Source organism: Clostridium kluyveri (genome assembly GCF_001902295.1).
Taxonomy (GTDB): Bacteria; Bacillota; Clostridia; order Clostridiales; family Clostridiaceae; genus Clostridium_B; species Clostridium_B kluyveri_B.
In genome coordinates this window covers 1299505-1313897 of the sequence record NZ_CP018335.1, presented here as the reverse complement: position 1 = coordinate 1313897, position 14393 = coordinate 1299505, and the positions used below count along the sequence as shown (strand labels likewise).

The 14393-nt window shown below is 32.6% G+C and carries 11 protein-coding genes and 2 riboswitches; all 11 genes read right to left on the bottom strand.

The window, feature by feature from the left end; all coding sequences use genetic code 11:
* Positions 1-4: 4 nt before the first annotated feature.
* Entirely contained in the window at positions 5-1522 is a 1518-nt protein-coding gene (locus tag BS101_RS06575; RefSeq protein WP_073538095.1) for a nitrogenase component 1, read from the bottom strand.
* A 93-nt stretch (positions 1523-1615) separates the two neighbouring features.
* On the bottom strand, positions 1616-2404 hold the full coding sequence (locus tag BS101_RS06570) for an ABC transporter permease (RefSeq protein ID WP_073538094.1): 789 nt from the start codon (positions 2402-2404) through the stop codon (positions 1616-1618).
* A 36-nt stretch (positions 2405-2440) separates the two neighbouring features.
* Positions 2441-3517: an ABC transporter permease gene (locus BS101_RS06565; RefSeq protein ID WP_073538093.1), complete on the bottom strand. Its 1077-nt coding sequence runs from the start codon at positions 3515-3517 to the stop codon at positions 2441-2443.
* A 99-nt stretch (positions 3518-3616) separates the two neighbouring features.
* Positions 3617-4447 carry an ABC transporter ATP-binding protein gene (locus BS101_RS06560; RefSeq protein WP_073538092.1) on the bottom strand — a complete coding sequence of 277 codons (831 nt, stop codon included), beginning with the start codon at positions 4445-4447 and terminating at the stop codon, positions 3617-3619.
* A gap of 12 nt (positions 4448-4459) precedes the next feature.
* Entirely contained in the window at positions 4460-5539 is a 1080-nt protein-coding gene (locus tag BS101_RS06555; protein ID WP_073538091.1) for an ABC transporter substrate-binding protein, read from the bottom strand.
* A gap of 41 nt (positions 5540-5580) precedes the next feature.
* Entirely contained in the window at positions 5581-6408 is an 828-nt protein-coding gene (locus BS101_RS06550) for an ABC transporter permease (RefSeq protein ID WP_073538090.1), read from the bottom strand.
* Between the two features lie 29 nt (positions 6409-6437).
* Positions 6438-7709 (bottom strand): nitrogenase cofactor biosynthesis protein NifB, encoded by a 1272-nt coding sequence (gene nifB, locus BS101_RS06545; RefSeq protein ID WP_073538089.1) that lies wholly within the window; start codon positions 7707-7709, stop codon positions 6438-6440.
* A gap of 175 nt (positions 7710-7884) precedes the next feature.
* A riboswitch (SAM riboswitch) is annotated at positions 7885-7988 on the bottom strand.
* A gap of 174 nt (positions 7989-8162) precedes the next feature.
* Positions 8163-9512, bottom strand: coding sequence for a nitrogenase component 1 (locus tag BS101_RS06540; RefSeq protein ID WP_073538088.1), 1350 nt, complete (start codon positions 9510-9512; stop codon positions 8163-8165).
* A gap of 166 nt (positions 9513-9678) precedes the next feature.
* Entirely contained in the window at positions 9679-11259 is a 1581-nt protein-coding gene (locus BS101_RS06535; protein WP_073538087.1) for a nitrogenase component 1, read from the bottom strand.
* 24 nt (positions 11260-11283) lie between these two features.
* The gene (gene nifH / locus BS101_RS06530) at positions 11284-12102 is read right to left on the bottom strand and encodes a nitrogenase iron protein (RefSeq protein WP_073538086.1); all 819 of its coding nucleotides are present in this window, start codon (positions 12100-12102) and stop codon (positions 11284-11286) included.
* A gap of 207 nt (positions 12103-12309) precedes the next feature.
* A riboswitch (SAM riboswitch) is annotated at positions 12310-12413 on the bottom strand.
* A 128-nt stretch (positions 12414-12541) separates the two neighbouring features.
* The gene (locus BS101_RS06525) at positions 12542-14290 is read right to left on the bottom strand and encodes an ABC transporter ATP-binding protein (RefSeq protein WP_073538085.1); all 1749 of its coding nucleotides are present in this window, start codon (positions 14288-14290) and stop codon (positions 12542-12544) included.
* Positions 14291-14393 lie beyond the last annotated feature (103 nt).

Here is a 14393-nt window from a genome sequence, read left to right as displayed (position 1 = left end):
ATAACTATTCAATTTTTACAAAATTATTTTTCTCAAGTATATACGGATCTCTCTGCTCAAGCCACCATTTTGTATAAGGTAATTTAGTATGCTCTGCTAAATCCTGATGAAATTTTTTATGCTGAAGTATTTCTAAAATAGTTTCACCTAAATTTAAAATTCCACTGTAGCCTATGGCATGATGTTCATCCCCTAATGGAGCTGCAGGAATTCCCATTCGTGAAGCTAACGGAGCCAACCCATTATGCCTTATAAGAATGAAATCCGGATTTACATTTTTAAGCAGTCCATAAAACTGAAACTGCTGCCTGTTACTTACACTAAAATTAGCAACATCCTCATAATTATCCACCAGAAATTTCAGAGTATCCTTACTAGGATCATTATTATCATATACTGGATCATGATGAAATACTAAAGATCCATCTACTTGAATTCCAAGTTCTTTAAGTACTGCAATAAGTCCATGAGAATAAGCTGAACCTGTAGCTGCATAGCCCTTTTTACCTTTTAACAATTTTTTAAGTTCTTCTATCTTAGGTGCTATTCTTTTATGCTCTTTTTCTATATATATTTCCGCTTCTTTTTCTCTATGGGTAACTCTTGCCAGTTCTCTTAACCAGGCATCCGTTCCTGCAATTCCATAAGGTTGAGGTGCTTTAACTTCAGGTACTCCAAAATGCTCTTCTAAAGCAGCTGCCATATAAGATCCCAGTGTATTACAGAAAGTAACAGTAGCAGCTGCCTCTGAAAGCCTTTCTAAATCTTCCACTTTAGCTAAATCTATAACATAGTTAACCTCAAGTCCTAACTCTGCCAGCATAGGCGTAAATACATCACTGCCCCAGAGGTTAATTATATTTACTAAATTCTCCTGTTTCTTAGGATTTTTTCTAACCAGCTGCCTTAAAATCCCATGCTGGGTAGCGTCAAAACCCGTACTCCAGTGCTTCGATCTAAATCCTTCACAATACATAGGAATAATTGGAATATTAAGTTCCTCCTGCATTTTACTGGCTACACTATCCACATCCTCTCCAATTATTCCTGAGGCACAGGAGGTTCCAATAAATATAGCTCTAGGCTTATGTCTGTTCCAGGCATCCCTTATAGACTGTTCCAATTTATCAAGTGCACCAAATACCATATCTGTTTCTTTCATATTGGTATTGATTATCTTTATATTTTGTATAGGCAAATTTCTAATGGCAAGTCCATTTCTATATATGGAATTGTAAGCTACCTGTCCTGTTCCACAACCTATTGGTGCATGTTGAATCAAAACTGCATCCCTTACATTTCCAGCCTGACATTCTACCATTTGTTCACTGCAAGTAGAACCTTGAGTAAAAGGTCCTGTGGCCTCACAAAGCCTTTTACCTCCATTTCCCTTGCAGCCGCCACAAGTAAATGCAGAGTCCTTAGAAAGCTCTGATGCCTTTCCAGTTTTCCAGCCAATAATAGTTCCAAGACGCTGTTCACGCGTATCCACTACAGAAGTATTAAGATTAAATTTCTTCATATATTACATCCTCCCTTGATTTAGGTATCTGAAAATAAATAATAAGTCAAAATTTGAAGATACCTTAGCTAATAAAATATGATTTTTGTTAAATTATATACTCAAATTAATACCATTAAATACCTCCTCATTTTTGTTAACTATTAACTTGCTTTCAATAAATTTTATTACTATATCCACAAACAACCCAAGAATGGCTATAACAATGGCCACTGCAAATATTTTGTTTATAGCGTAATTTTCTTGATTATTTAAAATCAGCCATCCAAGTCCTGAACTTGCACCCATCATTTCTGCTGCAATAAGCATAAAAAATGAATATCCAGCACTAATTCTAATGCCTACAAAAACTGAAGGTAATATTGAGGGTATTACTACCTTATAAAAAAGTTTCCACCTTTTAAGTCCAAACCCCCTTGCTGCTTTTAGTATTAGAGAATCCATATTTCTAATACCATAAATTGTATTAAACATTATAGGCCAAATACATGTCCATGCAATTACTACTACTTTAGTAATCTCTCCAATGCCTAAAAACAACAGTGCAACATGGAATAATATAAATGGATTGACTTGAGAGAAAATCTCTATAACAGGCTCCGCTATAAGCTCCAATTTAGAAAACCATCCTCCCAGTAAAAATCCCAGTGGTATACCAATTATAATTGAAATAATAAATCCTAATAATGCTCTTTCCACACTTATGGCTACACTCAATATAAGATTTTCTGATACGAACATATTCCATAGAGTCACTACTACTGTGGAGAAAGGTGGAATGAACAGAGGGTTTACTAATTTGGATCTGCTGACTATTTCCCACACTATAACAAATATGAACAAAACTAAAAATTTATAAAATGTATCTTTATTAAATTTCATCAAATCATTCTCCTATAAAAATTTCATTCTACAGCTTTATTTGCCATCCTTATCCATATGCATATGTTCTTCCATATCCTTATTATTTTTATTCATATCCATATGCTTTTCCATCTCTTTATCATCTTTATCCATATTCATGTGTTCTTTCATATTCTTAGTATCTTTATTCATGTCCATATGAATATTGCCCCCACTATCTGAATATTGGGCAAGTTTTACTTGATAAGTACCCACCCCTATAATTACAATCAGGCTTAAAACTATAGTCACAATTTCAGCTTTTTTAAATTTAGTTACAACATTTTTCCATTTTGCAAAACTAAATATGTGTGTAGATTCTTTCCAGAAAAATACTTTGTTTTGAATGTAAATTAAAAATCTATTTAAAATTATGCCGAGAATTACAACACATATACCTGCCGCATACATCCTTGGAATTTGATTGTTCATAGCAGAATTATGAAAAAGCCATCCTACTCCTGCAGTAGCACCAATCATTTCTGCAGCAATAAGCATAAAAAATGACATTTCAACACCTAATCTAAGTCCTAGAAAAATAGAAGGTTTTGCACCGGGCAGAAGTACTTTTCTAGCCATATCTAAATTATTTATTTTCATGGATAGTGCAGTTTTAATTAAAATAGGATCCACTCTTCTTACACCTGATATAGTATTATATAAAAGAGGCCATATACAAACCCAAGTAACTACTGCCAACTTTGCACCTTCACCTATTCCAAAAAATAGAATGAATACCGGCATCAATGAAAAAGGATTAACTTGAGATAGAATCCTAAAAAGAGGATCAAAAATATCTGCAATGCCAGTAAACCACCCGCCAAGCAAAAAACCCAGTGGAACAGAAATAACAATTGCTATTGAAAGTCCTATTAAAACTCTCCAGAGGCTTACCATAATATGAATAAATAATCCATTATGAAACCATAAATTATATACCTGTTCTAAGACTTTTGAAAGAGGTGGAACAAATTGAGAATCCAAAACTCCAACTTTAGGGAAAACTTCCCATAATAACAAAAATACTGCCACACCTAAATATCTCAAAATATAATATTGAATATAACTATTATATTTTTCTACTTTATTCACTGTAACACTCCTCAAGATTTTTAATTTCTTTCTAAAAATAATATTATTTTTAGAAAGAAATTAAATTAAATTTGTAAAGAGACTTTGGAATTGTAATTTTTAAATTACATGTTTTTTATTATCATTACCATGGAGTAGTTCCCATATCCTATTTCTATTAGAACTAAATTCCTGAGACATTCTTACATTAACAGTACTTCTAGGTCTTGGAAAGTTTATTTCAATAACCTCTTTAATCTTGCCTGGATTAGGGGTCATTACCACTACTCTATCTGCTAAAAATATTGCTTCTTCAATACTATGAGTTATAAATACAATGGTTTTATTAGTTTCTTCCCATATATTCAACAACTCTTCTTGAAGTAATTCTCTAGTTTGAGCATCCACTGCTGCAAAGGGCTCATCCATAAGTAAAACATCAGGATCATATGCCAATGCCCTTGCAATTGCCACCCTTTGTTTCATACCTCCTGATAACTCATGGGGATATCTATTTTCAAAATTGCTTAATCCCACAAGTTTAATAAATTTATTACTTATTTCTTTTCTTTCATTTTTGGGTATACCTTTTATTTCAAGACCAAATTCAATATTTTGTTCTACAGTTCTCCACGGAAATAATGCATACCCTTGAAAAATGATACCTCTATCCAGATCTGGTCCTTCAATCAACTTATCATCTATATAAAGTTCACCTGATGTAGGTTTAGATAAGCCAGCTAAAATATCTAAAAATGTTGATTTACCACATCCACTAGGCCCTACAATAGTTATAAATTCTCCTTTTTTTATATTTAAATTAAAGTTGTCCAGTGCCAAAAATTTTTCACTTTTTTCGCCGTTTTCAGATTTTATATCATAGAATTTCTGTACATTTTTAACTATAATCTTGTAATTATCAGATCTTGATTTTTCAATTACTTTACTCATTTAATTTTCCCCCTAATTTTTAACTATAAAATTTGGTGATGAAGCTAAATTAGTATATTTATCAAACTTATGAGTGACTATATCACTAACTTTCACTTTTGTATCCTGAGGAAGTGCTCCACTTTTTATACTCCCATCTATCCACTCTTGTATATCACTATCTTTTATAGTTCCATCAATGGCATAGTAATGATTGGCACTTACAGGTACTCCTATAGCCTCTTCTACCATTTTATTTACTTTAGCCCTTTCTTCTGCATTTGGAATACTTTCATTTATATATCTTTCCGCTTTTTTAACTGCCACTATAAACTTTTCAACCTCTTCTGGATGTTTTTCTATAAAGCTATCTGAGAAATAATAAAGATAAGTTCCTCCGTTTTCACCGGCTATAGGCTCGCTTGTAGTAAGTATATTACCAATTCCACTGTCTTCAATGGATTTATAGTATGGTGGATGAACTACGGCAATTTGAATAAGACCTTTCTTTAAAGCTAAAACTTGTTCTACATCAGGCATTTGAATCCATTCAATTTTATCTATAGGTATATTATTTTGATCTACAAACAGTTTATAGGACAAATAATCCACACAAGAATTTCTAGAATTGGTTCCAACTTTAACCTTTCCATCATAATTGTTAATATCCGCTAGTGTTTTTATAGATCCATTTTTATTACTTACCCACCACATGTGCTGAAGATGCTCGTAGTCAGTTGTATCTTTTGATGGTTCTACAATGGATCTTGCCACAGCTTTTATTTTGGCTCCTCCTTGTGCGGCAATGGCTAAATTATTAGGATGTGCATCTCCAAAATCATTATTGCCATTTAATATGGATGGAAGCCTTTGTGCGGGCTGAGTATCCCCTGTATACTCTACTTTTAAACCCTGCTCCTTAAAATATCCAAGTTTATCTGCTATTACAATAGGTGCTGCTGTACAATCTTTTCTGCTCCAGGTTTTAACAACTTGTAACTCTTTACTTTTATCAGCATTAGCTGCTTCATCCTTATTACTGCCACAAGCTGAAAAAATTAGTGTTGATAAAAATACAGTACTTAATATTAAAGCCAATTTTTTATTTTTCATTTTTAGTTTCCCCCTTAAAAGTGTTTTATTATTTAATATTTTTAAGCTGTAAAAGATTCTTCTTTCCAGACAATAACTTTTCTTTCTATAAAAGTTATTGTTTTATTTATAAGTATTCCCAACACTGCAATTGTAAATGCTGCTGCAAAAAGCCTATTAATCTGAAAATTAACCTCTGAATTTAACACCATCCATCCAAGTCCTGCACTTGCACCAATCATCTCAGCTGCAATTAACATAAGAAATGCATTTCCTGAACTCAATTTCAATCCTGCAAATATATTAGGTGCTGAACCCGGCAAAATGATTTTCCAAAACAATTTTACCTTAGATGTACCCATAGCCCTGGCGGCTTTAATCAGAAGTGGATCAATAGTTTTTACTCCTGTTATAGTACTAAACAATATAGGCCATATTGAAACCCAAAATATTATTGATATTTTGGCTACCTCTCCAATTCCAAAGAGTAAAATAAAAACTGGAAGCAGGGAAAAAGGATTTACCTGAGCTAAAATTTGAAGTAGGGGATCTAAGAATTCCTCAACCTTTTTAAATCCTCCCCCAAGTAAGAAACCTAATGGCAGTGCTATAACTGCTGCCAGCATGAACCCTACTATGGCTCTCATAAGACTTACCTTAACATGCACTATCATTTCATTTTTCAATATGAGATCCCAAATTGTACTGATAGTTTCTGAAAAAGTAGGTATAAATTGGTGATCAGCTATACCTACTATGGGAGCTATCTGCCAAAAAACCAGAAACAATACAATGGCTAGGCTTTTTCTAAAAATTTTGGTTAACAATTCATTTAAACTGCCCTTATTATTTATAATTTTTATATCTTTTGTCACATTTTTTGTATTCATATTTACCATTCCCCTTTGTACTTGAATATTTATGAATCTTTTTCAAGTAATTCTATGGCCTTTTTTATACCCTGCTCTATACTAAAATACATCTGAAATACCTTTATTCCTTTCTCATGTAACATGGCCAAAGGCTCAAAACCTATTCTCAATACAAGTACTGCATTACAATCCTCTATACTTTTTAAAATATTTGATATTTTATCATCATGGCCGTCACATTCACTTATACCACTGCAGTATTTATTTATAATTCTTTTTTCTTTAAGTTCAATCTTTTTGTTTACTACATCATATATATAGAATTGTGACACATGTCCAAAATGTGCGTCCACATTTACACCGGATTTAGTTGCAACTGCAAATCTATACTTACTCTCCTTATAAATTTTCTCTTTACCGTCAAACTTAACTATATTTTTCCCTTTAAAATTATCTTCAGTATCACTTCTAAATTCACTAGATATATCCTTGTCTAAAGTTCCTATTGCATCAGCTCTACACTGTTTACAATGATACATCTGCTTTAAATCCAGTTCGCATTTTTTCCTCATATGATTTAATTCCAAATCACTTACAGTAGGCATATTTTCAAATACACTACCTTTAACCGGTATAAGAGGCATAATATTTGTCATATATGCTCCACATTCTTTAACCTTTTTAACTACTTCTGGAATATGGCTGCTATTAATTCCCTTTATCATAACAATATTCACCTTGCATATTATACCTTTTTGAGCAATATATCTAAGACCCGATAATTGATTATTTAACAATACATTTCCCGCTTCTTCTCCTTCAAGAACATTTCCTAAATAATTAACGAATTTATATATCTTTCCACCTATTTTAGGATCCACTGCGTTTATAGTTATAGTGACATGAGTGACTCCTAGTCTTATTATCTCATCTGCATAAAAAGGCAGCATCAATCCATTGGTTGAAAGACAAAACGTAATATTTGGTGACTCCTTTTTTATTAATTCTATAGATTTTTTAGTTTCTTCAAAATTTGCCAGCGGATCTCCTGGACCTGCTATACCTACCACAGTCAAATTTTTCACTTTGTCTTTTACTATATTAAATTTATCTCTGGCTTTCTCGGGAGTTAAAACTTCACTAGTAACCCCCGGTCTAGTTTCATTCACACAATCGTATTTTCTATTACAAAAATTACAACTTACATTACACTTTGGTGCTACAGGAATGTGCATTCTTGCATATTTATGGGCAATACAGTTGTAACAGGGATGGGTTAATGTCCTCTCTTCTATATTTTTTGCAAAATCTATGCTCATGTTTTATTTATCTCCTCTCTGCATAACTTAAAATATAAAAAAAGACTAAGTAAACCGAATAAACTTCAGTTTACTTAGTCTCCAGTGTGTCTGGTCAACTAAGGTATCGAAATTAATATTATACAATAAAAAACTTCTTACAGATGAAATGTAAGAAGTTTAACTCTTTCTTAATATCTCATCTTTCAGGTTACCCCGCAGGAATTAGCACCATTGAATAAATAACATTCAGGTTGCCGGGCATCATAGGGCCAGTCCCTCCGCCTCTCTTGATAAGAAGTTTTATATTAAATTTTGATTCACATAATGTACTTTTACTTATTGATAGTACTATACAATTTTTTAGATGTTTTGTCAATAGTTAATTTTTTATAATTTAAAAATATTCTATACCAATATGTTTTTTTTATTATGCTTTTTTTATAGTAAATTTTTCTTCTTAATTATTATTTTTTATTTTCCACCTACAGTTGATGTATAAATTCTCTCTATCAACTGCAGGGCACCTCTATATCCTATATGACATCTATTCAGTACTACTGTCTCAGAAGAAGGCGGATCTATTTCTATTAGTAATGCATTTTTTTCTCGTGCTACATCAGATTCCCATGTTGAACCTAATATCAATGGAACTCCTGAACCGAAATCAGCTTCTGAAAGTGATTTTTCTGCAAGATAACCATCTTCAATATATTCTACTTCCACAGATACACCTTCTGATAGATTCCTAAATTCCTCGCTTATTGTCTTTCTAAATTGCTCTGGCGGATTATCCGTAATGATTTGCTTTACAGGTATAAGTCCAATCTGATCTGACAGAAACTTTGTATAGGCAAGTGCATACGCACTGTCTCCTACAACAGCAAATCGAGAAGGCAAGCCATACCAATACTCTGCAAAAAAGTGTGAAAAAGAATCTAAAAAGTAATAATACAATTCTGCTTCTTCTGCAATAAATGCTTCTGATTTTTCAGCATCTATTCCTGCATATTCAATTAATTGTCTTATAAAAGCAGTAGTAGCTTCCTCACCAATAGGTATTACAGGAATATGCAAATAAGGCTGATTATATTTTTTTTCTAAATGTTTGGCAATATTCACTCCTACCCAGGGTGATATTAAAAGATTAAATTGTGCTTTAGGAACTTCCTTCCATTCTTTCGCTCCACCACTTTGTGGTCCAAAAAGCACATTTACTTCAAAACCTACGTTCTTTAAAATCCTTACAATCTCCAGATAGTCTCCACGCCAATTTGTATTAAAAAAAGGTGTCTCAAACCACAAATTAATTAATCCTTTTTTCTTTTCACCTTTATAATCTCCAACAAATTGGTCTATAATTGCTTCCACAACAATTTCATGACCTATAAGGTTTGAACCTTTGAAGCCAGCTGTATCTGCATACACTATAGGGTAACCTGCCTCACGGTATTTCTTTACAATTGCTCCAACATCATCTCCTATAAGTTCTCCAGTACAACCTGTAGCTACCACAAATAATTCACCATTGTAAATTGCTAAAACTGATTTTATTAAATCATCAAGTTTTTGTTCGCCTCCGAATACTATATCATTCTCACCTACATTTACACTGGCAACATTACCTCCACCAGTACTGGTGGAACCTTGAAAACCATTTTCAAATCCCATAAAAAAATATTGTTTGTACATACATCCCGGACCACAATTCGCAATTGGAACACCATTCTTAATTGCTACCGCAGTATATGCACCACCCACTGCACAAGCATAATGTGGATGTACTATTGTACTACTTTTTTTATTTATCTTAGTCTCAGCCACTCTAATCCTCCTCATATATTCTTAAGAAATTTTTTTTACTACGTTTTCGCAGTTTTTATTTTTTGATTACTTTATTAGAGCTAATAGTTAGAGGATCACCTGCTTACACAGTGTCCTAAATTACTTCGTCCTGCCCGTCTATAACCAAAGTGTCAGTGCAACTTACTTACACAATTTTTGCTATTTCATCAAACACTTCAAGTTTTACTCTTTCATCAAGCACTTCAGGATGTTTTGCAAGCAAAAATGGATCATCTTGGCTAAGCCACCATTCATTATATGGACTTTTAACGTGTCTAGAAAGAACCTCATTAAACTTCTTTCTTGCAAGAATATCTAATAGAACCTCACCTGTCCGAATTATTCCATCATAACCAACAGGAAAATGCTCATCACCCATGGCTAAAGATGGGATACCAAGTTTTGCCGCTTCAGGTGCAAGTCCTTGATGTCGAATTATTACAAAATCTGTCTTTACTCGTTTAAATAGGGCATTTAGTTGGAATGCCTGTGTTTTACTTACTGTAAAATTAGGAATATCTCCATAAGTGCTTATAAGTTCATTCAGCGTATCCTGATTCTCATGTCCACCATCATAAACAGGATCGTGATGGAATACTACAGAACCATCAACACCTATTCCTAATTCACGCAAAACTGAAATAAGACTATGTGCATAAGATGAACCTGTCATAACAAATCCTTTAATTCCTTTAAACTTTTTACGCAATTCTTCAATTTTGGGAAGTACTTTTTCATGTTCATTCTTTATATACTCTTCGGTTTCTTTTTCTTTGCCAACAATTTTACCAATTGCCCTGAACCATGCATCCGTACCTGCAATTCCATAAGGCTGAGGTGCATCAACCTGTGGAACACCAAAATGTTCCTCAAGTGCTGTAGCCATATAAGAACCAAGTGTGTGACAAAAAGTTGCAGTAGCCACAGCTTCCGATGCTTGGGCAAGTTCATCATAGCTTGCCATATCTATCATATAATTTACTCTCAGACCAAGGGGTTTTAACATTTCTGTAAAATAATCAGTTCCCCACAAAGCTACGATGTTAATTAAATCTTTTTGCTTTTCAGGTTTACGTTTTACTATTTGACGTAAAACTCCATGCTGTGAAATATCAAATCCAGTACTCCAGTGTTTTGATCGAAATCCTTCGCAATGTAAGGGAATAACTGTCACTCCAATTTCTTTTTCCATCTCTTCTGCAACACTCTCTATATCTTCACCTATAATAGCAGTAGCACACGCCATGGAAATAAAAATTGCCTTAGGATTAAAACGTTCCTTTGCATCTCGTATTGTTTGTTTTAGTTTATCTGAAGCACCAAAAACCATATCATTTTCCAAAAGATTTGTGCTGTAAATCTGTAAATTCTGTGGTGGTTTATTTCTTCTTCCAAGTCCCATGTTAAAGGCAAGATTAAACCAGGGGTTATCTGCCGAACATCCAATTGGAGCATGCTGAATAAGTACACAGTCTGTAATATTTCCTATTTGACATTCAACAATAGCATTAGCACACATCGTCTGTTGATTTAAGGGTGAATTTAATTCACATAACCGACAAGCCTTCTGTTTTCCACAACCATCATGTTTTCTTTGACTTCTCAATTCATAGTTTGATTCCTTCCACAACTCAGTTGCCGAACCATCCCAAGCAGTTATAGTTCCTAATCTCGTCTCTCTGTTTTCTACTTCCGTTAAGTTAAGATTTATTGTTTTTTTCGACATTGTATCACCCTTTCTATTCTCTATTTAATCTATAAGTCCATGCTCTAAAAATATTTCTTCAAGCCTTTCCTGACTCATAGGTTTTGGAATTACAAACAATTCATTTTCTTCTATTGCTTTTGCAAGAGATCTATATTCAGCAGCCTGATTCTCATCAGAATCAAACTGTATTACTGTCTGCTTGTGAATTTCAGCTTTTTGAACCACATTATCCCTTGGAACAAAATAAATTAACTGAGTACCTAATTCTTTTGCAAAAGTCTCCAATAATTTCTTTTCATTATCTACATTTCTGCTGTTGCAAATAATTCCACCTAATCTTACTCCTCCTTTTTTAGCATATTTTTTTATTCCCTTTGATATATTGTTTGCAGCATAAAGGGCCATCATTTCACCACTGGCTACAATATATATTTCTTTGGCTTTTCCTTCACGAATAGGCATAGCAAAGCCTCCGCACACAACATCCCCTAATACGTCATAAAAAACATAGTCTAAGTCATCAGTATATGCTCCTAATCTCTCTAGCATGTTTATAGATGTAATTATTCCTCTTCCTGCACATCCTACACCTGGTTCTGGTCCACCAGATTCAACACATTTTATTCCACCAAATCCCGTTTTCATTATATAATCTAATTCTACATCTTCCCCTTCTTCCCTCAATGTATCTAGAACTGTCTTCTGTGCAAGTCCACCTAAAAGAAGTCTTGTAGAATCAGCTTTAGGATCGCATCCAACCACCATAACATTTTTTCCTAATTCCGATAAACCTGATGTTAAATTTTGTGTAGTTGTGGATTTACCTATTCCACCTTTTCCATAAATTGCTACTTGTCTCATATATATGTTCCTCCTCAAATTGAAAATATGATTATTAAATTTATATCCTCTCTGCATAACTTAAATATAAAAAAAGACCAAGTAAACCGAATAAACTTCAGTTTACCTAGTCTCCAGTGTGTCTGGTCAACTAAGGTATCGAAATTAATATTATACAATAAAAAACTTCTTACAGATGAAATGTAAGAAGTTTAACTCTTTCTTAACATCTCATCTTTCAGGTTACCCCGCAGGAATTAGCACCATTGAACAAATAACATTCAGGTTGCCGGGCATCATAGGGCCAGTCCCTCCGCCTCTCTTGATAAGAAGTTCTATATTAAATTTTAATTCACATAATGTACTTTTACTTATTGATAGTACTATACAATTTTTTAGGTGTCCTGTCAATAGTTAATTTTTATAATTTAGAATTAATTTTATTATATAATTTATTTATTCAGTTTGATACAGAATTTAATCCTTGAAACTGCATATTATAATAATAAAAATATAATCCTTTTTCCCTTAAAAGTTCCTCATGATTTCCTCTCTCTTTAATTCCCTCATTATCAATTACTATTATCTCGTCTGCATTTCTTATGGTACTCAATCTATGGGCAATTACTATTGTAGTTCTATTTTTAGAGAGTTTTTCAAGAGAATTTTGTATAAATCTCTCACTTTCATTATCTAAAGCAGATGTTGCCTCATCCAATATTAATATAGGAGGATTTTTTAAAAACACTCTGGAAATAGATATTCTTTGTTTTTGGCCTCCTGAAAGTTTTACCCCATGCTGACCTATATAAGTATTATAGCCTTTAGGTAATGTCATTATATATTCATGAATATTGGCTTCTTTTGCAGCTTTTATTACCTCTTCATCAGAAGCATCTGGTTTTCCATACTTTATATTTTCCTTTACGGTACCGGAAAACATATAAACCTCCTGCTGTACAATTCCAATAGAATTTCTAAGAGATTCAATAGTTAAATTTCTTATATCTTTTCCATCTATTGTTACAGCACCTCCTGTCACATCATAAAACCTTGGAAGCAGAGAACATATGGTTGTCTTCCCTGCACCAGAAGGGCCAACTAATGCAATATTTTCGCCAGCTTTTATACTTATATTTATATTATTCAACACATTGTGCTTACTATGATAATTAAAATATACATTTTTATACTCTATATCCCCTTTTACATTTTCAAGTACTACAGCATCCTTACTATCAGTTATTTCTGGTTCAGTTTCTATTATCTCCATAAATCTCCTAAAACCAGCATAACCTTTTTGAAATTGTTCTGCAAAATTAATAAGTATATCTATAGGATTTATAAAAATATTTACATATAATGCATAGACTGCTAAATCTGATATTTTCAAAGAACCTTCAGTGAAAAATATACCTCCAGAAACTATTATAGAAACATATAATATCCCCTGAAAAAAAGAATTGCCTGCAATAAATTCTCCCATAACTTTATAGCTATCTGCCCTGGAATCTAAATATTCATTGTTATTTTTACTGAATTTTCTTTTTTCCAAATCTTCATTTCCAAAAGACTTCACCGCTCGTATTCCTTCCAGGCTATCTTGAACTGATGCATTTATATTTGCCATTTTTTTTCTGTTATCTAAAAATATATGCTGCATTTTTTTATTTTTACATACTGAAAATACTACCATAGCTATAGTAACTAAAAATAAAATTAATGTCATTTTAACATTTATAAATAATAATATTACAAAAGAACCTATAATTTTAACGAAAGATATAAATACATTTTCCGGTCCATGATGTGCAAGTTCCGATATATCAAAAAGATCAGATACAAGTCGTGACATCATCTGTCCTGTGTTATTATTGTCATAATAAGAAAATGACAATTTTTGAAGATGATTAAACAAATCACTTCTCATATTATTTTCCATTCTGGCTCCCATAATATGTCCCCAGGAAGCTATGAAATATTGACAAAAATATTTTAATATGTACATAGCCACTAATGCTATGCCTATGTAAATCAGCCCTTCCAGCACTACACTTTTATCCCTAATAAAAAAATTCTTTGAAAGATAACTTAAAATTAAAGGAAAAGATAAATCTACTATTGAAACTAAAAATGCACAAACCATATCTGTAAAAAATAGAAATCTATATGGTTTATAATAACTTAAAAATCTTGTTATTATATTCACTTTAATCCCACCTTTCTAAATTACATTATACTACATTCATAATATATATTTTTACATAAAAACAAAAGCAGGCAATATTATCAAGTAATTCTTAGGCTCAGGT

Excerpts from the sequence above, each read along its gene's own strand:
- BS101_RS06575 (WP_073538095.1), bottom strand. The coding sequence starts at position 1,522 with ATGAAGAAATTTAATCTTAATACTTCTGTAGTGGATACGCGTGAACAG.
- BS101_RS06570 (WP_073538094.1), bottom strand. The coding sequence starts at position 2,404 with ATGAAATTTAATAAAGATACATTTTATAAATTTTTAGTTTTGTTCATA.
- BS101_RS06560 (WP_073538092.1), bottom strand. The coding sequence starts at position 4,447 with ATGAGTAAAGTAATTGAAAAATCAAGATCTGATAATTACAAGATTATA.
- BS101_RS06555 (WP_073538091.1), bottom strand. The coding sequence starts at position 5,539 with ATGAAAAATAAAAAATTGGCTTTAATATTAAGTACTGTATTTTTATCA.
- BS101_RS06550 (WP_073538090.1), bottom strand. The coding sequence starts at position 6,408 with ATGAATACAAAAAATGTGACAAAAGATATAAAAATTATAAATAATAAG.
- nifB (WP_073538089.1), bottom strand. The coding sequence starts at position 7,709 with ATGAGCATAGATTTTGCAAAAAATATAGAAGAGAGGACATTAACCCAT.
- BS101_RS06535 (WP_073538087.1), bottom strand. The coding sequence starts at position 11,259 with ATGTCGAAAAAAACAATAAATCTTAACTTAACGGAAGTAGAAAACAGA.
- nifH (WP_073538086.1), bottom strand. The coding sequence starts at position 12,102 with ATGAGACAAGTAGCAATTTATGGAAAAGGTGGAATAGGTAAATCCACA.